The sequence below is a fragment of the Methylobacterium amylolyticum genome, from assembly GCF_030700245.1.
Lineage (GTDB): Bacteria > Pseudomonadota > Alphaproteobacteria > Rhizobiales > Beijerinckiaceae > Methylobacterium.
The window spans coordinates 61,491-82,517 of sequence record NZ_JAUYZI010000002.1; the positions used below are offsets into that span (position 1 = coordinate 61,491).

The window sequence follows — 21,027 nt, forward strand, 5'->3', positions numbered from 1 at the left end:
CTCCTCACTCGGCCGCTGCGGGCAGCGAGCCCGCGCGGCGGAAATCCTCGGGGAAATGGGTGATCGCGCTCATCACGGGCATGGGCGTGAGCCCGCCCATCGCGCAGAGCGACCCGTCGGTCATGACCTCGCAGAGATCCTCGACGACCTTGAGGTTCGCCTCCGGCCGGATACCGGCGATCACCTTGTCCATCGTCTCGACGCCGCGTGTCGCGCCGATGCGGCAGGGGGTGCACTTGCCGCAGGACTCGGTGGCGCAGAACTCGAAGGCGAAGCGGGCCTGGGCCGCCATGTCGACGGTGTCGTCGAACACCACGACGCCGCCGTGGCCGACGAGACCCTTCTTGGCCGCCATCGCCTCGTAATCCAGCGGCGTGTCGAGGAGATGGTCGGGGAAGTAGGCGCCGAGCGGGCCGCCGACCTGCACGGCGCGGACCGGACGGCCGGAGCGGGTGCCGCCGCCGTACTCCTCGATCACCTCGCGCAGCGTGATGCCGAAGGCGGTCTCGATCAGGCCGCCGTGGCGGACGTTGCCGGCGAGCTGGATCGGCAGGGTGCCGAGCGAGCGGCCCATGCCGTAATCGGCGTAGGCCTTGGCGCCGTGCTCCAGGATCCAGGGCACGGCCGTGAAGGTCATCACGTTGTTGACCAGCGTCGGCTTGCCCAGGAAGCCCTTGAGCGCCGGGATCGGGGGCTTCGCCCGGACGATCCCGCGCTTGCCCTCCAGGCTCTCCAGCAGCGAGGTCTCCTCGCCGCAGATGTAGGCGCCGGCCCCGAGCCGGACCTCCAGATGGAAGCTTTTCCCCGAGCCGAGGATGTCCTGCCCGAGCACGCCGGCCTTCACGCCGTTGGCGATCGCCTCCTTCAGCGTGGCGAAGGCCTGCGGGTACTCGGAGCGCAGGTAGATGTAGCCGCGGGTCGCACCCACCGCGACGGCGGCGATGGTCATGCCCTCGATGAGGTTGAAGGGGTCGCCCTCCATCATCATCCGGTCGGCGAAGGTGCCGGAATCGCCCTCGTCGGCGTTGCAGACCACGTATTTCTGGCCCGCCTCGGCGAGCATCACCGTGTTCCACTTGATGCCGGCCGGGAAGCCGGCGCCGCCGCGGCCGCGCAGGCCGGACTCGCGCACCTCGGCCACGATGCCCTCGGCATCTTTCTTCAGCGCGGCCTCCAGGCCGCGGTAGCCGCCATGCGCCCGGCAATCGTCGACCGAGACGGGATCGATCACCCCGCAGCGGTGGAAGGTCAGCCGCTGCTGCCGCGCGAGGAACGGGATCTTTTCCGGATCGCCGAGGCGCAGCGGATGGTCGCCGCCGGTCGTCAGGCCGGCATCGAGGAGCGCGTCCACGTCCGCGAGCGTCACCGGTCCGTAGGCGATCCGTCCCTCTCGGGTGGCGACCTCGACCATCGGCTCCAGCCAGAACAGGCCGCGCGAGCCGGTGCGGACGACGCGCACGTCGAGCCCGCGGCGCTCGGCACCCGCGAACAGGGCGCGCGCGACCTTGTTGGCGCCGAGCCCCAGCGCGACGGCGTCGCGGGGGATGTAGACCGTGACGCTCACTGGCGGGTCTCCCGCTTGGTCTCGGCCAAAGCCGCGTCCAGGGCGTCGGCGGTGAGATGGGCCACCGGCTCGCCGTCGATCAGCGCGGCCGGGCCGTTGGCGCACAGGCCGAGGCAGTAGACCGGCTCCACCGTGGCGCTGCCGTCGGCGGTGGTCTCGTGCCAGCCGCAGCCGAGGCGGCCGAGGATCTCGCGGTGGAGGGCGTCCGAGCCCACCGCCTGGCAGGCCTCGGCCCGGCACAGCTTGACCTCGTGGCGGCCGGCCGGCGCGGCGCGGAAGTCGTGATAGAAGGTGATGCAGCCGTGGACCTCGGCGCGCGACAGGTTCAGCGCGTCGGCGATCAGCGGCACCGCGCCGGAATCGACGTAGCCGAAGGTCTCCTGCAAGGCGTGCAGGATCGGGAGCGTCGCACCTTCGAGATGGGTGTGCTCGGCGATGATCCCGGAGGCGCGGTCGGCGCTCCAGGGCTCATGACGCAGCGGCTCGTGACGCGGCATCTTTTCCTGCCCACTCTGTTCCTTTTCTAAGCTCTGAGAGGAACAGAAATGCAGGTGCGCTTCAACCGCGCCGTCCGGTCGGCCGACAAAGGATCTCTGTCGAGCTGTAATACTCGATCAGGCGATCCTCGCAAAGCTATACGTGTCAATGAGTTGCGTGCACGCCGCAAGCACGGCGAAGCATTATGCTGCACCGCCGCAAAACTTTGTGCTTCGCGATAAAATGCCGATGCATGTGAAGATTGGGAGCGCGAGACTCGCGTCTCAGGGGAGCCGTGCGCGAACCGGCAATTCCGGGTTGCCTGGGCCGCGGCCCCTGCGGTCGGACGGAACGAGAGCCGGCACGGCGGGTGCGCGCACGGTCCACGACGCGGCGAGCCGAGGGGCGTTTCCGACCCTCTCCCTCATCCTGAGGTGCCCGCGAGAGCGGGCCTCGAAGGAGACCTCCAGGGATCGCGCGGCCGGCTGGAGGGCTCCTTCGAGGCCCCTTGCTGAGGCAAGGGGCACCTCAGGATGAGGGGGTTGGCGGGATCGGCCGACGCAAACGCCGAACTGTCGTGGACCGTGGGTTGCGCGACCCGAGGCCGGCCATCGACAGGCGCCGTCCCTCAGAACTCCATGTCGAGTTCCTCGATCTCCTCCGGCTCCTCCGCCGCGGCCTCGGCCCACTCGACCATCAGCGGCCAGTGCAGGATCGTGTCGCGGTAGCCGGCGGCGCGGGGCGGCAGCCGCACGTCGTAGGTGCGGAAGCGGGTGCAGACGGGCGCGTACATCGCGTCGGCGAGGCAGGGCGTCGGGCCGAACAGGAACGGGCCATCGTAGCGGTCGAGGCAGTCGTCGAAGATCGTGACGAGGCGCTCGATATCGGCCCTGGCACCGTTGAACAGCCGGAAGCCCGGATGGAAGGCTTTCAGGTTCATCGGCAGGGCCGAGCGCAGGTTGACGAAGCCCGCGTGCATCTCCCCGGAGATCGAGTGGCAATGGGCGCGCTCGGCCACGTCCCGCGGCAGCAGGCCGGCCTCCGGGAAGGTCTCGCTGAGGTAGGCCGCGATCGCCAGCGTGTCCCAGACCACGATGTCGCCGTGGCGCAGGCGCGGCACGAGGAAGGACGGCGACAGGTGCAGCAGCTCGGCCCGGGAATTCGCGTCGTCGCCGCTCAGCACCTCGGTCCGGAAATCCAGCCCGGCCATGCGGCAGATCAGCCAGCCGCGCAGCGACCACGAGGAGTAGTTGCGGCTGGAGATGGTGAGCGCGGCCGCATGCATCGTCCCCTCCGGTGTTCCATCGGCACGGCGCCGCCCGCTTCGGGGGCCCGGCCGGCCCAGGCGTGGCGATCCGAGACTCGCGTCCAAGATCCGCAGCAGAGATCCGCAGCAGAGATCCGCATCCAAGACTCGTGCCGTGGAAGGCCGCCAGCGAATCGCAACGCCTGAGCGAGTCTACTCCCGCCGCAGGAGGGCCGCGACCTCCGCCTCCTCGGCCGCCGACAGGCGCCGCTCCGGCGCGGGCGCCCGGCGGCGGGCCAGCCGCCAGATCCCGAGCCCGCCGAGCAGCACCGCCAGCGCCGGGGTCAGCCACAGCAGCAGGGTGTGCGGGGCGAAGACCGGGCGCAGCAGCACGAACTCGCCGTAGCGGGCGACGACGTAGTCGAGCACCGCCCGGTCGCTGTCGCCCTTCTCCAGGCGCTCGCGCACGATCAGGCGCAGGTCCTTGGCCAGCGGCGCGTCGGAATCGTCGATCGACTGGTTCTGGCAGACGAGGCAGCGCAGCTCCGCCGAGATCTCCCGGGCGCGGTGCTCCAGCGCCGGGTCCTTCAGGACCTCGCTGGGCTGGACGGCGCGGGCCGGGACGGCCGCCGCGAGCAGGGCGAGGGCGAGGAGCGCGGGGCGGAGAACAGCGGCGCGACGGGGTTGCCGAGGGCGCGACGAACGCTGCGCATCCCCTCCCCCCTCTGCGGGGGAGGGTCCCCTGCGCAACAGGGGGGGAGAGGGGCAGCGCGACGGCAGCGGATGCGGCACGCGGCGCGACCTCTCCGGACGCGGCGCTCCCCTCTCCCGACCCGGCCTGACGGCCGGGCCACCCTCCCCCGCAGAGGGGGGAGGGAAGGCCGCGGCGGGCGCCGGGCTCCTGAAAAGACCCGCCCTCATTCCGCCGGCACCGCGGCGGCCTGCGGCAGCGGGCGCGCCCGGGCCTTGGCCGGGGCGCCGACCCGCATGCGCCGGTCGGTGAGCGCGAGGGCGCCGCCCGCCGCCATCACCACGGCGCCGAGCCAGATCAGCAGCACCAGGGGCTTGTAGTACAGCCGCAGGCCGACGCCGCCGTCCGCGCCCATCTCGCCGAGGCTGGCGTAGACTTGGCTCGCGCCGACCGTGAGCAGGCCCGATTCCGTCACCGTCATCCGGCGGCTCGGGTAGAAGCGCTTGCCGGTCTCGACGTGGCCGACCATGTGGCCGACCCCTTCGCCGTCGCGCTCGCGCACGGTGAGGAAGGCGGCGGCCTCCTCGTAGTTCGGGCCGGTGCGGGGGGCGAGGCGGTCGAGGGTGGCGACGTAGGGGCCGGTGGCCAGCGTCTCGCCGGGCTTCAGGGTCGCCAGGGCCTCCGTGGCCCAGCCCTGCGCGGCGATGCCGATCACCACGACGCCGACGCCGGCATGGGCCAGGGCGGTGCCCCAGGCCGAGCGCGGCAGGCCGAGCGCCCGGCGGGCGATCTGGCCCGGCACCCGCGTCCGGCTCGCGCCGTAGCCGCGGGCCCGGTGGTAGATCTCCAGGGCGGACCCGATCAGCAGGTAGGCGCCCAGCCCGACCCCGACCGGGGCCATCACCGGGCCGCCCCAGGCGAACGCCAGGGTCGCGAACCCCGCGGCCAGCGCGACGGCCAGCGCGAAGAACAGGCGCTGGGAGGCGGCCAGCACGTCGCCGCGCTTCCAGGCGAGCGCCTGCCCGAACGGCACGATCAGCAGCAGCGGGATCGCGAGCGGCACGAAGGTCGCGTTGAAGAAGGGCGGCCCGACCGTGATCTTCTCCCCCGTCAGCATCTCCAGGAGCAGCGGGTAGAGCGTGCCGACGAACACCGTGGCGCAGGCGGCCACCAGGAACAGGTTGTTGAGGACCAGCGCGCCCTCCCGCGAGATCGGCGCGAACAGGCCGCCCTGGCGCAGGAGCGGCGCGCGCCACGCGAACAGGGTGAGCGAGCCGCCGATGAACAGCACGAGGATCGCGAGGATGAAGACGCCGCGGGTCGGGTCGGTGGCGAAGGAGTGCACCGAGGTGATCACCCCGGAGCGCACGAGGAAGGTGCCGACGAGCGAGAGCGAGAAGGTGAGGATGGCGAGCAGGACCGTCCACACCTTCAGGGCGTCGCGCTTCTCCATCACCACCGTGGAGTGCAGGAGCGCCGTGCCGGCGATCCAGGGCATCAGCGAGGCGTTCTCGACCGGGTCCCAGAACCACCAGCCGCCCCAGCCGAGCTCGTAGTAGGCCCAGTACGAGCCCATCGCGATGCCGAGCGTCAGGAACACCCAGGCGGTGAGCGTCCAGGGCCGCACCGCCCGCGCCCAGACCGCGTCGATGCGCCCGTCGATCAGCGCGGCCACGGCGAAGGCGAAGCTGATCGAGAAGCCGACATAGCCGACGTAGAGCAGCGGCGGGTGGATCGCGAGGCCGGGATCCTGGAGCAGCGGGTTGAGGTCGTTGCCCTCCAGCGGCGCCGGGATCACCCGGGTGAACGGGTTCGAAGCCGTGACGATGAACAGCACGAACACGAAGGTGATCAGCCCCTGCACCCCCAGCGTGTTGGCCCGGAGCTTGGGCGGCACCGAGTTGCGCGCGGCCGCGACGCAGGCGCCGAACAGGGTGAGGATCAGCACCCAGAGGAGCATCGAGCCCTCGTGGTTCCCCCAGACGCCGGAGAGCTTGTAGATCAGCGGCTTCTGGGTGTGCGAGTTCTCGACGACGTTCTGGACCGAGAAGTCGGAGGTGGCGTGCGCGTAGGTGAGCGCGGCGAACGCGAACAGCACGCAGGCGAACGCGCCGAGCGCCGCCTGCCCCGCGGTCTGGCGGAGCGCCGGGTCGCCCGAGCGGGCCGCCCAGACCGGCATCACCGCCTGGACGAGGGAGAGGGCCAGCGCCAGCGCCAGCGCGAAATGTCCGGTCTCGACGATCACGGAGCGCGCCTCACCGCTCGCTGCGCGGCCCGAGGGTGCCGCCGGCCGAGGCCGTCGCAGCCTCCTTGCCGGTCCCCTTGGCCGCCTCCTTGCCCTCCTGCCACCGTCCCTGCGCCTTGAGCGCGTCGGCGACCTCGCGGGGCATGTACGATTCGTCGTGCTTGGCGAGCACGGTGTCGGCGCGGAACAGGCCGCCCGGCTCCAGCACGCCCTCGGCCACCACGCCCTGGCCCTCGCGGAACAGGTCGGGCAGCAGGCCCCGGTACTGCACCGCGACCGTGGCGTTGGTGTCCGTGACGGCGAACTCGACCGTCTCCCCGGCGCCGCGCTTCAGCGAGCCGTCCTTGACGAGGCCGCCGAGCCGCAGCCGGGTGCCCGGCGCGATGCCCTGCGCGGCGATGTCGGTGGGGGAGCGGAAGAACACGATCGAGCCGCTCATCGCGAACAGGATCAGCCCGACCGCCAGCGCGAGGACGCTGCCGCAGGCGGCGATCAGGATGAGGCGGCGGCTCTTGCGCGTCACGACTTCCGTCCCCCGACCTCCGGGGCGCGGGCCGCGGAGGTGAACCGTTCTCGTTCTAACCTGGGACGGGTGTCGGACGCGGCGGGGCCCGGGTCAAGGCCGCGGGGCCGGACCAAGCGCCAGGGGCGACCTTTGGCGTCAGGGACGACCCTTGGCGGCAGGGTCGGGCAGGCCGAGTTCCCGCCCCAGGCCGTCGAGGCGGCCGACCGCCTCGGGGTCGGCGGCCAGCGCCATGCGGGCGCGGTCGAGGGCCTTGGCCGCCTGGTCCCGCTGTCCGAGGACGCTGTAGGCGCGCACGAGGCGGAGCCACTCGTCGGCCGTGCCGCCCTTGGCGGCGAGCCGGCGGTCGAGCCCCTCGACCATGCCGCGGATGGCGGCCTGCTGCTCGGCCGGCGGCAGGGCACGCACCGCGTCCGCGTCGGGACGGGCCTCCGCCGCGGCCGGCGCCTGCGGCCGATCCGGGTCGAGGCCGAGTTCGCGCGCGCCGGCCTCGACCCGCGCGAGGCCGCCGGGGTCGCCGGCCAGCGCCACCCGGGCGCGGGCGACGGCGGCCGCCGCCCGGTCGCGCTCGCCGAGCACGGCGCGGGAGCGGGCGAGGCGCAGCCACTCGTCCGGCGTGCCGCCCCCCGCCTTGAGGCGTGCGTCGAGCCCGTCGACCATGCCGCGGATCTGGGCCTGCTGCTCCGCCGGGATTTTTTTCAGGGGGGCGGAGGGCGCCTCGGAGGACTCGGAGGGGGGCTCCGCGGGCGGCGGCGCGGGCTCGCCCTTCAGGCGGGCGAGCGTCTGGCGGACGGTCTCCAGCCAGGGCGCGCCGGCCGGGCTCGCGTCGTTCAGGGCGGTGAGCTGGCGGATCGCCTCGGCGGTGTCGCCCGCCTGCTCGGCGGCGCGGGCGATGTAGAACCGGGCCTTGGGGGCGTGCGGGTCCGCCACCAGCGCCCGCTCGAACAGCGCCCTTGCCTGCGGCGGCACGGTCCCGTTCTCGGCCGCCGTCAGGGCCTCGCCCCAGTCGGACAGCGTCTCGGCCGTCTCGCCCTTCAGCTTCGCGACCCGGGCGTAGGCGCGCGCCGCGTCGTCGAACCGGCCGGTGCGCATGTAGACCGGGGCGAGCACCTGCCAGCCGCGGGCGTCGTCGGGGTCGCGGGCGAGCCGCGCCTCGATCTGGGCCACCGCCTTCGCCAGCTCGTCGGCGCCGCCGCGGGCCGCCTGCCGGTCGGCCTCGGTCTGGGCGGGCAGCTCCGGCGAGCCGTAGAGGCCGTAGGCGATCAGCGCGATCAGGGGGATGGTGGACAGCGCGAAGGCCGAGGCGGCCCGGCGGCGGCGCAGCGACGGCTCGGCCAGCGGCGCGTCGCCGCCCTCCCCCCCGGCCTCGCGGCTCGCGCGCAGCAGGCGGCGGCCCGCCTCGGCCCGGGCGGCCTCGGCCTCCGCGGGGGCGATCAGCCCGCGCTCCTGGTCGCGCGCGATCTCGGCGATCTGATCCTCGTAGAAGGCGGTCTCGGTGCCGACGCCCTCCCCCGCCCGCTCCGAGGCGGGGGCGGTGCGGCGCGACATCGGCCAGAGCAGGCCGAGCACGGCCGCGGCGGTCATGCCCGCCAGGATGAACCAGATCGCCGTCATCGAACCTTCGCCGACGGGCCGGACCGGCCCGCATCCGCGCGCGGGGTCCGCGCCCGTCCCCGGCACGCCCCCGCTCGCCGGGAGGGTGTCACGCAACTGTCCCGCGAAGACAAGTGCGGCACCGCGGCCCGCCCCCGGGCGCGCTCACCCCCAGGCGCGCTCACCCCCAGGCGCGCTCACCTCCGGACGCGCTCAGTGCCCCGGGGCGCCGGCCGGCGCGTCGCCCGGCACCTCCAGCACCGCGCGCAGGCCGCCGAGCGCCGCCTGCTCCAGGCTGAAGCGCCCGCGATAGAGGGCGGCGAGGTCGGCCACGATCGACAGGCCGAGGCCGGAGCCCGGCTTCGACTCGTCGAGGCGGCGGCCCCGCGCCAGGGCGGCGGCGCGGGCGTCGGCGGGCAGGCCCGGCCCGTCATCCTCGATGGCGACGACGAGGTGTGGATAATCGCCCGTGGCCACCGCCTCGGCGCGGATGGCCACGCGGCCGTGCGCCCATTTCGAGGCGTTGTCGACGAGGTTGCCGACCATCTCCTCGAAGTCCTGGCGCTCGCCGCGGAAGCGCAGGCCGGCCGGCACGTGGACCTCGTAGGCGATGTCCTTGTCCCGGTAGATCTTCCCGAAGGTGCGCACGAGGCCGGCGAGCGCCGGCTCGATCTCGGTCGAGGTGCCGAGGGTGCCGGCCAGCGCCGCGGCGCGCGCCCGGTCGAGATGGTAGTTCACCTGGTCGCGCATCACCGCCGCCTGCTCGCGGATCTTGTTGGAGAGATCCTCCGGCGCGTCGGCGCTCCCGACCTCGTTGACGATGATCGACAGGGGCGTCTTCAGCGCGTGCGCGAGGTTGCCGACCTGGGTGCGGGCCCGCTCCAGGATCTCGCGGTTGGTGTCGATCAGGAGGTTCACCTCTCCGGTGAGGGGTGCGATGTCGCGCGGGTAGGTGCCGGTGATGTGGTCGGCCTCGCCGCGGCGCACGGCGCCCAGCGCCGCGCGCATCTTCTTCAGGGGCGCGAGGCCGAAGCGGATCTGAAGCAGGGTGGTGAGCGCCAGCGAGGCCCCGAGCAGCGCGAAGGTCAGGTAGAGGGCGTTGCGGAAGCGGTCGACGTCGTTGACGATCTCGTCGGCCGGGCCGGCGACGCGGACCGTGTAGCGGCCCTCCTCGCCGAGATCGACGTCGCGCTCCATGATCCGCAGCAGGCGCCCGTCCTGGCCCCGGCCGTAGCCCTGGCGGATCTGCCCGATCCCGACCTTCCCGTCCGAGTCGGTGGCCGGCGGCAGGGGCACGCCGACCAGCGAGCGCGAGGTGCGGATGTCCCGGGGCTTGGCGTCCGGCTTGCTGACCTGCCAGTACCAGCCGGACAGGGGCAGGTCGAAGCGCGGGTCGCCGAGCGAGAAGGTGCGGCTCTCGGGGTCGTTCGGGGTGACGAGGTCGGTGGCGAGGTTGTTGGTGAACACCAGCAGCCGGCTGTCGAAGGCCCGCTCGGTGTTCTCGCGGTAGAGGGTGGTGAGGATCCAGGCGGCGATCAGCAGGATCGCCGAGCTCGACAGGAAGGCCGAGACGGCCAGCCGCACCGCGATCGAGCCGCGGCGCAGGGAGATGAGGTCGAGGATGGGGCTCACGGTCCGCCGGCCCCTCGACGGCGCCTGACGGCAATTCGCCGTTCGTGTAGACTGTCGGGAGAGTCCATCAACATCCGTGGGACCGACCGGAATGGCGCTGCACATCCGCGACGCGGAGACCGACCGTCTCGTCCGCACGCTGGCCGCGCGCAAGGGTATCCCGCCGACAGAGGCGATCAAGCTCGCCGTGCGCAACGAGCTCGATCGGGACGCAGCGCCTCCGGGCCTGTGGGAGCGCCTGAAACCGCTTCACGAGCGGGTCGCCGCGCGGCCCGCGACGGGCCACACGGCCGACAAGGCCTTCTACGACAGTCTCAGCGACGAGTGATGTTCGTCGATGCGTCCGCCCTCGTCGCGCTCGCGCTGGGCGAGCCGGACGCGCGTGCCCTGGCGGATCGGCTCGAATGGGCCCCGATCCGATCACCTCGCCGATCGCGTTCTACGAGGCCGTCCTGGCAGTGGCGAGGGAAAGGCGCGGCGGCATCGCAGCCGCCCGGGCCGACATCAAGGCGCTCCTCGCCGAGGCTCATATCCGCGTCATGCCCATCGAAGTCGAGGACGCGGATCTCGCGCTCGAGGCATTCGCCCACTTCGGCAAAGGCCAGGGGCACCCGGCGCGCCTCAACATGGGCGACTGCTTCGCTTACGCCGGAGCACGCAGGAACGGTGTCCCGCTCCTGTTCAAGGAAGATGACTTCTCACAAACCGACATCGAGACCTGACGGACCTCGAAGAGTTCCGCCCATGTCTCTCGTACAGCGGCGAACGCCGCGGTCGCGCTCAGCCCGGAGGCGGCACGTCGTAGAAAACCTCGCCCCGCATCAGAGGACGGGCGGTGCGGAAGAACGCGCCGCGCGTCGCCCGCCAGCCGTCCGGGCCGCGGGTCACGGCGGCGTCCGCGGTGAGGATCCCGGAGGGCATGCCGACCCGCAGGGCGTCCTCGGTGGTGCGGGCGGCCGCTGTCGTGCGGACGGCCTCGTGGACGAGGCTTCCCTCCAGCCGGGCGGCCACCGCGAGGCAGAGGGTGGCGGTGAGGGGAAGGGCCTGATGGGGCAGGCCGTTCGAGATCACCCGCGCCGTCAGGTCGACCGCGTCCGCCCGCACCGGCGCGCCGGAGAGGGTGGCGGCGTCGCGCGGGGGCGCGACGAGACCGATGAACGGCACGTGGGCGATGCCGGCCGCCTCCGCCGGGTCCCGGGCGATCCCCATCGCCACGGAGGCAGCGACGCGGATGCGGGCGAGCCGGTCGAGCAGGCCGGGCACCGCCTCCAGGGCGGCGGACGGCTCGGTGCCGGCGAGCCCGAGATCGGCGGCGCGCACGAAGGCGCAGGCGTTGGCCGCGTCCACCAGCGAGACCTCCACCGCCCCGAGGCCCGGCACGTCGAGGCGGTCGCGGGTGCGGCCGGTGGGGAGCAGGCGCCCGGTGGTGGCGCCGCCCGGATCGCGGAAATCGAGGCGGATCGGCGCGCCGGTGCCGGCGACCCCGGGGATCGCGAGGTCGCCCGCGTAGACGGTCCGGCCGTCGCGGACCGCGAAGGACGCCTCGATCAGCTTGCCCGTGTTGGTGTTGTGGATCCGCAGGCGAACCGGGCCGTCGGCGGCGCTCACCAGCCCCGCGTCGATCCCGAACGGGCCCACCGCCGCGAGCATGTTGCCGCAATTGCCCGACAGGTCGATCCGGCCCTCGCGCACGGCCACCTGGACGAAGGTGTAGTCGAGGTCCGCGTCCGGACGCTCGGAGGGGGCGACGACGCAGATCTTCGAGAGGGAGGAGACGCCCCCGCCCATGCCGTCGAGCTGGCGGCCGTAGGGGTCAGGGCTGCCCATCGCCGAGAGGAAGACCGGCGCCCAGGCGGCGAGATCGCCCGGCACGTCGGCGCGGCGCAGCATCAGCGCGTTGCTGGTGCCGCCGCGCATGAACACGGCCGGCAACGTGCCGGGGCGGCTGCCGGCCACCGGGCTCACACCCGCGCCCTCACACCCGCGCCGGCGGATGGCCGGGATCGACGAGGTAGCCCAGCCCCCGTACCGTCTGGATCAGGTCGACGGCGAGCTTCTTGCGCAGGCGGCCGACGAACACCTCGATCGTGTTCGAGTCGCGGTCGAAATCCTGGTCGTAGAGGTGCTCGGTCAGCTCCGCGCGGGAGACCACCCGGCCGGTGTGGTGCATCAGGTAGGAGAGCAGCCGGTACTCGTGGCTCGTGAGCTTCACCTGCGCGCCGTCGACGAACACGCGGCCCGAGCGGGTGTCGAGGGTGACGGGGCCGCAGGCGATCTGGCTGGTGGCGTGGCCGGCAGCGCGGCGGAGCAGCGCGCGCACCCGCGCCATCAGCTCCTCCATGTGGAACGGCTTGGTGACGTAGTCGTCGGCGCCGGCGTCGAAACCGTCGACCTTGTCCGACCAGCGGTCGCGGGCGGTGAGGATGATGACCGGGGTCTTCACCCCGGCCCGGCGCCATTTCTGGAGGACGGTGACGCCGTCGGCCTTGGGCAGGCCCATGTCGAGGATGATCGCGTCGTAGGGCTCGCTCTCGCCGAGATAGCCGCCCTCCTCGCCGTCGAACGCCTTGTCGGCGACGTAGCCGGCCTCCTCCAGCGCGGCGACCACCTGCCGGTTGATGTCCCGATCATCCTCGACGACGAGCAGCCGCACGTCTCACTCCATCCGATCCGGGGACCGCCCCATCAGTATTGCCCCGCCACCTTGCCGGTCCGGGCATCGACGATGACGTGCACGAAGTGGCCGTCCCGGCGCAAGGCCGTGAGCATGTAGACGAGGCCGTCCTCGTAACGGCACAGGCTCGCCCGCTGGATGTCGGCACGGGGGATCACGGTGCGCGCGGCGCGGATCGCGGCCACCGGCTCGATCACCCGCCGCTCGCCGACCTCCTCGCGCATGTCGGCGGGGGACAGGCAGGCCTCGCTCCGCAGGGGCGGCGCGCCGGCCGCCGGGGCGTCCTGATGGGCCGGCCCGTCGCCGGCCATGGAGCCGACGCCGCCCACGGCGAAGGCCGCGGCGGTCAGGCAGATGGCGACGAGGGCGATGGCGTGGCGCATTGGCAGGAGCATTGGGCGCGAGGCACTGAATGCGCCCTGAATGCCCGCGCTTGCGCGGCCTCCGGCGGGGTGCCGGGCGGGGTCCGTCGCGGTCCGCCGGGCGGGGTGGTTCGGAGGGCGGTCTCTGGGGTGGTGTCTCATGGCGGGTCGGCGGGCTGCCGGTCACTACGGCCGAGGCCGCCGCCGGTTCCCGCGACCCCGGCGGTCCCGTCCGGGCAGGCGACCGTGAACGGCGTGCGCGCGTCCGGGCGGCGCTGGCGCCAGAAGATCCGCTGGAACCAGTTGCAGGCGGCGGACGGGCTGTCGACGAGGATGGCGGGGCCGCAGGGGAAGTCGGCCGGGACCGGCACGTCGACCGACCACGCCTTGCCGTCGAGGTCCATCGGCGGGCGATCGAAGACGATGTCGGGCAGGACGTCCCGGCGCAGGGCGCCGCGCGGGCCCGGGACGAGGCTCTGGAGGCGCCGCCCGTAGGACAGCTCGCAGGCGTCGTCGTAGGCGATCCGCCGGCCCATGCGGAAGACGCCGCCCGGCGGGACGGTCGGCGTGTCCACGAAGGTTTCCGCGACGGTGTAGGGCCAGCGGCGCACGCCCACCACCGCGCCGAGATACAGGGTGGCGGCGATCAGCCCGGCGCCCCCGACCGCGAGCCACAGGCGGGAGAGGATCCGGTCCCAGCGGGCGCTCATCGCACGCTCCCCGTGACGAGGTGCCAGAAGGCGCGCAGGGCCGGCACGCGCTCGACCAGCCACGCGATCTGGTCGGAGAACCAGTGCGCCGCCGCGGCGGCCGAGACGAAGGCGAGGAGCGCGGCGTGCTTGAGCCGCCGGAGGAAGCCCAGCAGCACCCGCCGCTCGATCCGCTCGTCGACGAGTTCGTCGAGGGTCGCGAGCCGGGGCTCGGTCTGGCGGGAGAACCACGCGTGCCAGTAGGCCGGGAAGCGGATCGTCCGCGCCCGCCCGCCGAGCGGGGCGGCGCCGTCGGCCGGGTCGGCGGAAGGGCCGGCGGAAGGGCCGGCGGACGAGTGCCCGAGGTCGCAGCCGGCCTCGGGCTCGGGGCACATCCGGCGCAGCGCGCGGTGGGCCTCGACGCCGTCGGCGAAGCTGTCCGGCGGCGGCGCGGCGTGCTCCTGGAGCGCGCGGCCCGCGCCGTCGACGACGGCGCGGGGCTCGAAGCCGGGGGGCGCGGGCGGCCGTCGGTCGGCGGTCATGGCAATGCCCCATGGCGATTCCCCATGGCGATCCCTCGTGCCGATCCCCGTTGGCGATCCCGGCGGCGCGTTCGCGGGCTCCGTCCGGCCGGTGCGGGCCTACGGCCGGCCGGACGGAGCCCGCAGCCGGTCGAGGGCCGGGCGCAGGGCGGTGTCGATGCTGGCGCCCGCGTCGAGGGGCAGCGCCCGGAAGATCCGCGCCGCGACGCCCTCGACCCCGCCGGCCCGGCGGACCACCGCGGGCGGGGCGGTCTCGACCACGTGGCGGGTGCCGGCGGCGATCGTCGCGGCCGCGAGGTCGACGCTGACGGTGCGGCCGCGGGCGACGCCGGCCACCGCGTTCTGCCCGTAGGCGGCGCCGGCCTGGATCGCCGCCTCGATCCGCTGGCGGGTCAGGACCGAGGCGGCCCAGGGGGCGACCCGCGCGACCCCCGCCGTCACCGCCGCGGCGGCGAGCGGCACCAGCACGGCGGAGACGGGCTGGAGCGCGGCCACCAGCCAATCCCCCCAGGGGATGGCCAGGGCGGCGGGCGCGGCCGGATCGGCGAGGGCCGGCCAAGCGGCGCAGGCGCAGGCGCAGGCGAGCGCCAGCGCCGCGGGGAAGCGGCCGGTCTTGGGAAAGCGGCCGGTCTTGGGAGAACGGCGATGCAGGGGAAAGCGAGTGTGCACGGGACTCTCACGGTTCGGGATGCGCGGCGTGCCCGGCCGGCTCGGGATCGGTGCGGGGACGGAGCGCCGCGAGCGCCCGGCGCGCCCAGGCGACGCGGCGGGCGAGATGCGGCACGCCCGGCCGCTCGAAGGCGCGCATGAAGCGCTCGGTGGCCGCCTCCAGCGTCGCCGCCCGCCGCAGCGCCGCGAGCGCGGCCGCCTCCGGCCCGCGCAGCTCGACCAGCAGGTAGCCGTAATTCGCCGCGTCGGAGGCCGGGTCGAGCCGCGCCGCGCGGCACCACGCCTCCATCGCCCGGCGGCGCGGTCCCGTGAGCTGGAACCAGCCCCAGCCCCCGCGCGAGCCCGGCACGACGGGCCGCATCTCCTGGAGGCGCCGCAGGCCGTCCGATTCGTGGCCGGCATTGCCGAGGATGCCGGCGGCGTGGTGCTCCAGCAGGTCGAGGTCGGCCATCAGGCGCGGGCCGTAGAGGGCGCAGGCGGCCGCGAAGCGGTCGGCGGCCGCGCGGGAGGGCGCCGCGGCGGGGCTGGCGGTCATGGCAGTCTCCAAGGGGAGGGCGTCGGAGGCGGGGGCGTCAGCCGGTCGGCGGCCCGAACAGGGCGTGGTGGAGCGCGAGCCGCACGGCGCCGCCGGTGAAGCTGCCGCTCGCGGCGGTGACCACGAGGGGCGTCGGCGCGTAGAAGGCGGTCGGGCCGATCACCCCGGAATTGGTCGCGCCCGCCGCGGGCCCGAGGCCGCCGCCGAACTGGGTCGGGTTGCCCGCCACCCCGACCCCGAAGGCCGGCGCCCCCGTCACCGCGGCGACGACGCGCGCCGAGACCGCGAAGACGATCGCCCGGTTCGGGATCTGGAGCGAGGAGACCACCGCGGTCCCCGACAGGGGCACGAGCTGCTCCAGCACGCCGAAGCGGATGTCGGCGCCCGCCCCCCCCTGCGCGAGCGTGGCCGCCGCGGCCATGCCGGGGGCCTGATCGATCACCGTCCACCGGCTCGCGCCGTCGCTCGCCAGCGCGAGGACGCCGTAGGGCGCGCAGATCGCGGCCGCGGCGGCGCCGTTCACCGTGTCGGCGCCGGCCCGGGCCAGGGTGATCGCCCGGGCCGCGGAGCAGGCGCCGCTCTCGTCCAGCACGAGCAGCGCGGCGCCCGGGGGAAAGGCGGCGGCCGGCGGCAGGGTCAGGGTGCGCGGGGCGGTCAGGGCGGTCACCGCGACCACCCGGTCGCCGGGCTGCACGGCGTAGGCCGCGTCCGCCACGGCCACGCGGGTGCGGATCCCGGCCGCGGCGGCGCGGTCCGCATAGGCGGTGGTGGCGAGCCGGGTCGAGCCGTCGCCCGCCGGCGGCGTCGGCGCGACCGGGCTCGCGGGGAAGCCGACGACCCCCGTGGCCGCCGCGGCGGTCAGCGCGGTGACGACGCTCGTCCCGTCCGGGGAGACCTTGAGGCTGAAGTCGTCGGAGCCGAGCAGGCCGAGCAGGGCCCGGGCCGCGTAGCCGGTCTGGAAGACGAGCCCCGCGTCGCGGGCCGGGGCCCGCTTGTTGACCGCGACGCGCATGTCGCCCGAGCCCGGGGTGACGTCGTCCCAGGACAGCAGCGCCGCGTCGGACTTCACCGCGAGCCGGTTGACCGGGTCGGCATCGGTGTTGATCCCGAACCGCGGCGCGCTCACGAGCGCGGCCAGCGCCCGGCGGAAGCTCGTCCAGGCGCGGCCGTCGAACACGTAGAGGTCGGCCTCGTCGACCACGTAGGCGAACCAGCCGGGCCGCGGCACCGAGCCGGTCCAGACCCCGTCGGCGAACCGCACCACCTGTCCCGACAGCCCGGCCCAGGCCCCGGTCGGGGCGGCCGCGGTCACGAGGTAGCGGTCGCCGTCCGCGGGGCTCGCGGGCGGCGCGGCGAGGTCCTTGTCGAGGCAGGCGAGCTGCACCAGCGCGTCGAGCAGACCCAGCGCCTCGTTGTGGGTGACGTGCTTCTGCGCCTGGGCCGCCGCGATCAGCGGCAGGCCCAGGTTGGGCGTGGCGTCGGACATCGGAGTTCCTCGGGGTCAGGCGGAGCGGACGGGCACCCGGGCGCGGCAGGCGGGGCCGGGCCCCGCGACGGGGCCGACCTGCGCCACGGCGACGTCGAGGACCGCCTGCGGCCCGCCGAAATCCGCGGCCTCGTCGGCGGCGGCGTAGAGCAGGCCCTGCGCCGCCGCGGTCAGGCGGCGCACCGGGGTGGCGGCGGAGAACAGCGTCACCGCGTAGGCCTCCGGCCCGTCGCCGGGGATCTCCACGGGCTCCCAGGCATCCGCGTCCCGGCGCGCCCGGCGGATCCAGGTCACGCGCACGCCCCCCGCCTCCCGGCGCGCCCGCAGGTGCACCGGCCGCAGCGGGCGCAGGGCGCCGAGACCGGCGGTCGCCGCGAACTCCGCGTAGCTCGGGTCCCCGGGATCGCGCGAGGCCGGGCCGACCCGGTAGCGGAAGCCGCGGCCGGTCTCGTCCAGCCGGTCGACGAGGGGGATCACCGCACCGCCGTCGAGGCGCACGATCCGGCTGCCGGCCGGGGCCGTCCGGCCGGCGGAAGCCTCGCTGCCGGCGAGCCCGCGCAGCAGCCCGGCGAGCCGGTAGGTCTCCGGGCCCGTCAGCACCGCCGCCTCGGCCGAGAGGATCTCGACCGTGCCGTCCGGGGCGACGACGGCGAAGGTGTTCGCGCCGCCGAGCATCGCGGCGGTGCCGACCGAGGCGAGCGCCCCGGCGTGGCGCAGGCTCACGTCGAGCCGGGCCGCCGGGTCGCGGCGCCAGAGCGGCCCTGGCGGCAGGTCGGACAGGGTCCGCCCGAGGCAGGCCGGGTAGTCGACGAAACCGCGGAGCGCCAGCGGGCCCGCGCCCTCCGCCCGCCAGACCGCGACCTGTCCGGGCCAGGGATCGGCCGCCACCGCGAGGACTTGCAGGATCGTGGGGCTGCCCCGGTCCACCGGCAGGTCGAGGGGCAGGGCGAAGGGCGGCCCCGGGAAGGCCGGGACCGGTGCCGCCGGGGCGGCCCGGGTGCGGGCGAGGCCGCGGGCGCCACCGGGGCGCGGCGGCACGCCGCTCGCCTCGATCCGGCGGCCGGTCGGGGCGTCGTCGATGCGGTCGATCCGGCGCAGCACCGCGCCGCCCGGCACGTCGGCGGGGATCGCCAGCAGGTCGCCGGGCTCCAGCTCCATCCGGCGCGGGCTCAGCGTCAGCACGGCGCCGTCCCGGGCGGCGATGGTCCGGTCGAGGAGCGCCTCGGCGAGCGCGTCGCCGGTCTCCCGGCGGGTGACGATCGCCGCCTCGATCCGGGTCTCGCGCCGACGCGCGCCCGCCGGGCGGATCGCGGCGGCCGCGGCGCGGCGGTAATCCGGGCTCTCGGAATCGGTGACCCCGATCTCGACCGAGCGCGGCAGGGCGCTCTCCTCGGTCCGGACCCGGCGCAGCACCTCGCCGTCCTCGGACACGCGCACGAGGTCGGCCTCGGCCAGCACCACCGGCGCGTCGCGGCGCGGCCCGCGCAGGCGTAGAGCGCCGCCGACCGCCGACACGTCGAGGCCGTAGACCTGGACCAGCGTCTCCAGGGCGGCCCGGGCCGAGAGCGGCCGGTCGACCACGTAGCCGTCGAGATAGGCCGCGGCCTCGACCGACAGGCCCGCGTCGACGCCGAACTCCGCCAGGATCTTGCCCACCAGCAGGTCGAGGTCGCAGCCCTCGATCCGGCCAGTGACCCAGTGGCCGACCCGCCAGTTGTCGATGTCGTCCCAGACCCCGCGCACGTCGGGGAAGGCGGGGAACGGCCGCGCGTCCCAGGACCAGACGAACACCGCCCCGGGATCGACCATGCGGCCGCCGTAGACCGGGGAGACCGGGTTGTCGGCCTCGGAGAAACCCGGCGTCGCGGGGTCGAAGCGGGCGATCACCGCCTCCAGCCCGCGGAGCTGGATCAGCTCGTCGCGCAGGCGGCGCGATTCCGGCGGGTAGGCGCCCTCCGAGGATTTCGGGTCGGGGAAGACGTTCGGGCCGTTGGTGCCCTTGTCCACCGCCGGCACGCCGATCTCGGTGAGCCAGACCGGCTTTCCCCCGGGCACCCAGGCGGTGGCGCGGGTCTCGACGCCGCCGTCGCGCTCGACGTGGCGGTTCGCCCACCAGCCGACGAGGTCCTTGGCCCGGAAGGTCCAGGGCTTGGCGTGGGCGCCGTCGGTGATCGGCAGGCGCGCTTGCGCGGCGCGGCCCGCGGCGTCGGCGTAGTACCAGTCGAACGCCTCGCCCGCGGCGCCGCGACGTTTCAGGAACGCGCGGTCGTAGATGTCCCCGGAGGCCGCGAGGTCGGCGTGGCCGGGGGTGTCGCGCCAGTCGGTGACCGGCGGATACCAGTCGATCCCGACCGCGTCGATGGCGGCGTCCATGAACAGGTCGTCGAGGGGGAAGCGGACCGTGGCGCCGCCGTCGCGGACATGGGCGCCGTACTCGGTCCAGTCGGCGCCGTAAACCAGCTTCACTCCGGATCCCAGTCGGCCGCGGACCCCGGCGGCGAGCGCCCGGAACGCCGCCACCGCCGGGTAGCCGGCGGCGCCGCGCACGCGGGTGAGGCCGACGAACTCGCTGCCGATCACGAAGCCCGCGAGCGGCGCGCCGGCCGCCGCCCAGCCGGCCGCGAGGTCGGCGTAGTGCAGCACCATCGCAGCGTAGCCGCCCGCGAAGAAGCCCGCGACCTGCGCGTCGGCCGCCGCGGTGCCGTCGGGGCTGCCGGGCACGTCCGGGGCCGGATCGCAGGTGATGCGCCCGCGCCAGGGGTATTGCGGCTGGGCCGCCCCCGGCACCCGCGGGTCCGGCAGGCCGCTGCCCGCGGGCACGTCCATCATCACGAAGGGATAGAGCACGACCTCCAGGCCGCGGGCGGCGAGGTCGGCCACGAGGCGCCCGAGCCCGGCATCGGAGGGCGTGCCGCCGAAGGCCGGCGAGCCGTCGGGCAGGGTCGAGACCACCTCGGCCGCCGCGCGGTCGATCCCGGCCACCCGCCACACGTCGCCGAGCGTCGTCTTGCCGTGGAACTCGACCTTGGGCACGACCCGGCAGGCGCCCGCGCGCAGGTCGGTGCCGAACCACGTCGCCACCACCGCCACCCGCCGCAGGTTGGGGCACAGGGCCTGGAGCGCGTCGAGGGAGGCGGTCACGTCGGTGGCGCGCTGGAGCTGGTTGCGGTTGGCCGCGCGCGTCCGCCCGAAGCCGAGATCGACGGTCACGAGGTCGGGATCGAGGGCGAACTCGCCCGCCCCCGGGATCAGGTCGACGGCGCGCACGAGGCCGAACAGGCCGTTGACCGGGCGGATCGCCTCGAAGGCGAATTGCGGCACCCGGTTGCCGAACTCGGCGAGCGGCAGCCCCTCGAACACCACGTAGGCGAGGCCGCGATAGGCCGGGGCGTTCGAAGCCCCCTCCTTGGCGACGATCAGCGGGTCCGGGGCCTGGTCCGGGCCGCCGGTGTGGACGCGGAGCGTCACCTGCGTCTGGTCGATCTCCTTGCCGTCCGCCCAGATCCGCCGGACGAAGGCGATCTCGCCCTCGCAGACGCCGACCGCGAGGTTGGCGACGTAGGCGTAGGTGGTGCGCACGGTCCGCTGGCCGCCCGCGCCCTTCGCGGCGGCGCCCGCCCGCTCGACCGCGGTGTTGGCGACCTCGAGCGGCCGCGTCGCCCAGATCACCACCCCGCCGAGCTTGGCCCGGCCGTAGACCCGCGGGATCGGATCGCCCTCGGTGGAGGTGAGCCCGGCGACGTCGGCGAGCCGCGGCCCCTGCAAGAAGCGGGTGTGCCGCCCGCCCCCGAGCAGCGCCCCGTCGATCCCGGCCCCCGCCGCCGCGCCGACCACCCGGCCGACCACCGCCCCGATCGGCCCCCCGAGCGCCGTGCCGGCCGCCGCGCCCGCCGTGGAGAGGATCAGGGTGGCCATCGGGGGCTCCGGTCGCGGGAGGCGGTCCCCGGGACGGATGCGGCCCGATGATCCCGCGCCGTCATCGCGAGCGCAGCGAAGCGACCCAGGGCTGCGCGCGGCCTCAAGGCGTCGCGCTGCTGGATTGCTTCGCTCCGCTCGCAAGGACGCCGGTGGACACGCCGGTGACCCGGGTCGTAATTCG

Annotated in this window: 19 protein-coding genes; 2 read left to right on the forward strand and 17 right to left on the reverse strand. The window is 74.8% G+C overall.

Annotated elements, in window-relative coordinates; genetic code table 11:
- Positions 1 to 4: 4 nt before the first annotated feature.
- From Q8W71_RS02025 to Q8W71_RS02060, 8 genes are all read right to left on the reverse strand, one after another.
- Positions 5 to 1,564, reverse strand: coding sequence for a formate dehydrogenase beta subunit (locus Q8W71_RS02025; protein WP_305523641.1), 1,560 nt, complete (start codon positions 1,562 to 1,564; stop codon positions 5 to 7).
- The gene (locus tag Q8W71_RS02030) at positions 1,561 to 2,061 is read right to left on the reverse strand and encodes a formate dehydrogenase subunit gamma (protein ID WP_305523642.1); all 501 of its coding nucleotides are present in this window, start codon (positions 2,059 to 2,061) and stop codon (positions 1,561 to 1,563) included. Before Q8W71_RS02030 ends, Q8W71_RS02025 begins: the two co-directional genes overlap by 4 nt.
- 608 nt (positions 2,062 to 2,669) lie before the next feature.
- Positions 2,670 to 3,326 (reverse strand): glutathione S-transferase family protein, encoded by a 657-nt coding sequence (locus Q8W71_RS02035; RefSeq protein WP_305523643.1) that lies wholly within the window; start codon positions 3,324 to 3,326, stop codon positions 2,670 to 2,672.
- A 174-nt stretch (positions 3,327 to 3,500) separates the two neighbouring features.
- On the reverse strand, positions 3,501 to 3,926 hold the full coding sequence (locus Q8W71_RS02040; protein ID WP_305523850.1) for a cytochrome c-type biogenesis protein: 426 nt from the start codon (positions 3,924 to 3,926) through the stop codon (positions 3,501 to 3,503).
- Between the two features lie 278 nt (positions 3,927 to 4,204).
- Positions 4,205 to 6,223 (reverse strand): heme lyase CcmF/NrfE family subunit, encoded by a 2,019-nt coding sequence (locus Q8W71_RS02045; protein ID WP_305523644.1) that lies wholly within the window; start codon positions 6,221 to 6,223, stop codon positions 4,205 to 4,207.
- A 10-nt stretch (positions 6,224 to 6,233) separates the two neighbouring features.
- Positions 6,234 to 6,746, reverse strand: coding sequence for a cytochrome c maturation protein CcmE (gene ccmE, locus Q8W71_RS02050; protein WP_305523645.1), 513 nt, complete (start codon positions 6,744 to 6,746; stop codon positions 6,234 to 6,236).
- A 138-nt stretch (positions 6,747 to 6,884) separates the two neighbouring features.
- Positions 6,885 to 8,360, reverse strand: coding sequence for a c-type cytochrome biogenesis protein CcmI (ccmI, locus tag Q8W71_RS02055; RefSeq protein ID WP_305523646.1), 1,476 nt, complete (start codon positions 8,358 to 8,360; stop codon positions 6,885 to 6,887).
- Between the two features lie 192 nt (positions 8,361 to 8,552).
- Positions 8,553 to 9,971 (reverse strand): sensor histidine kinase, encoded by a 1,419-nt coding sequence (locus Q8W71_RS02060; protein ID WP_305523647.1) that lies wholly within the window; start codon positions 9,969 to 9,971, stop codon positions 8,553 to 8,555.
- A gap of 91 nt (positions 9,972 to 10,062) precedes the next feature.
- Here Q8W71_RS02060 and Q8W71_RS02065 point away from each other — a divergent pair, with 91 nt between their 5' ends.
- Together Q8W71_RS02065 and Q8W71_RS02070 are read left to right on the forward strand one after the other, a co-directional pair.
- On the forward strand, positions 10,063 to 10,299 hold the full coding sequence (locus Q8W71_RS02065) for a type II toxin-antitoxin system VapB family antitoxin (protein ID WP_305523648.1): 237 nt from the start codon (positions 10,063 to 10,065) through the stop codon (positions 10,297 to 10,299).
- A gap of 76 nt (positions 10,300 to 10,375) precedes the next feature.
- Positions 10,376 to 10,693, forward strand: coding sequence for a type II toxin-antitoxin system VapC family toxin (locus Q8W71_RS02070; protein WP_370875317.1), 318 nt, complete (start codon positions 10,376 to 10,378; stop codon positions 10,691 to 10,693).
- Between the two features lie 58 nt (positions 10,694 to 10,751).
- Here Q8W71_RS02070 and Q8W71_RS02075 read toward each other — a convergent pair whose 3' ends face one another.
- The 9 genes from Q8W71_RS02075 to Q8W71_RS02115 all read right to left on the reverse strand — a co-directional run bounded on the left by Q8W71_RS02075 (position 10,752) and on the right by Q8W71_RS02115 (position 20,843).
- Complete coding sequence (locus Q8W71_RS02075) at positions 10,752 to 11,936, reverse strand: 2-methylaconitate cis-trans isomerase PrpF family protein (RefSeq protein ID WP_305523649.1); 1,185 nt, start codon at positions 11,934 to 11,936, stop codon at positions 10,752 to 10,754.
- Between the two features lie 10 nt (positions 11,937 to 11,946).
- Positions 11,947 to 12,624: a response regulator transcription factor gene (locus tag Q8W71_RS02080; protein ID WP_305523650.1), complete on the reverse strand. Its 678-nt coding sequence runs from the start codon at positions 12,622 to 12,624 to the stop codon at positions 11,947 to 11,949.
- A 32-nt stretch (positions 12,625 to 12,656) separates the two neighbouring features.
- Positions 12,657 to 13,028: a PepSY domain-containing protein gene (locus Q8W71_RS02085; protein WP_305523651.1), complete on the reverse strand. Its 372-nt coding sequence runs from the start codon at positions 13,026 to 13,028 to the stop codon at positions 12,657 to 12,659.
- Between the two features lie 137 nt (positions 13,029 to 13,165).
- Positions 13,166 to 13,717, reverse strand: a complete 552-nt coding sequence (locus Q8W71_RS02090; RefSeq protein WP_305523652.1) for a hypothetical protein — start codon at positions 13,715 to 13,717, stop codon at positions 13,166 to 13,168.
- On the reverse strand, positions 13,714 to 14,238 hold the full coding sequence (locus Q8W71_RS02095; protein ID WP_305523653.1) for a hypothetical protein: 525 nt from the start codon (positions 14,236 to 14,238) through the stop codon (positions 13,714 to 13,716). Before Q8W71_RS02095 ends, Q8W71_RS02090 begins: the two co-directional genes overlap by 4 nt.
- Positions 14,239 to 14,337: 99 nt before the next feature.
- A complete protein-coding gene (locus tag Q8W71_RS02100) occupies positions 14,338 to 14,907 on the reverse strand; it encodes a hypothetical protein (RefSeq protein WP_305523654.1) in 570 nt (189 codons plus the stop codon).
- Between the two features lie 7 nt (positions 14,908 to 14,914).
- Entirely contained in the window at positions 14,915 to 15,442 is a 528-nt protein-coding gene (locus tag Q8W71_RS02105; RefSeq protein ID WP_305523655.1) for a phage tail tip lysozyme, read from the reverse strand.
- Between the two features lie 37 nt (positions 15,443 to 15,479).
- Positions 15,480 to 16,928: a DUF2793 domain-containing protein gene (locus tag Q8W71_RS02110; RefSeq protein ID WP_305523656.1), complete on the reverse strand. Its 1,449-nt coding sequence runs from the start codon at positions 16,926 to 16,928 to the stop codon at positions 15,480 to 15,482.
- Between the two features lie 15 nt (positions 16,929 to 16,943).
- Positions 16,944 to 20,843 carry a baseplate multidomain protein megatron gene (locus Q8W71_RS02115; protein WP_305523657.1) on the reverse strand — a complete coding sequence of 1,300 codons (3,900 nt, stop codon included), beginning with the start codon at positions 20,841 to 20,843 and terminating at the stop codon, positions 16,944 to 16,946.
- Positions 20,844 to 21,027: the final 184 nt, after the last annotated feature.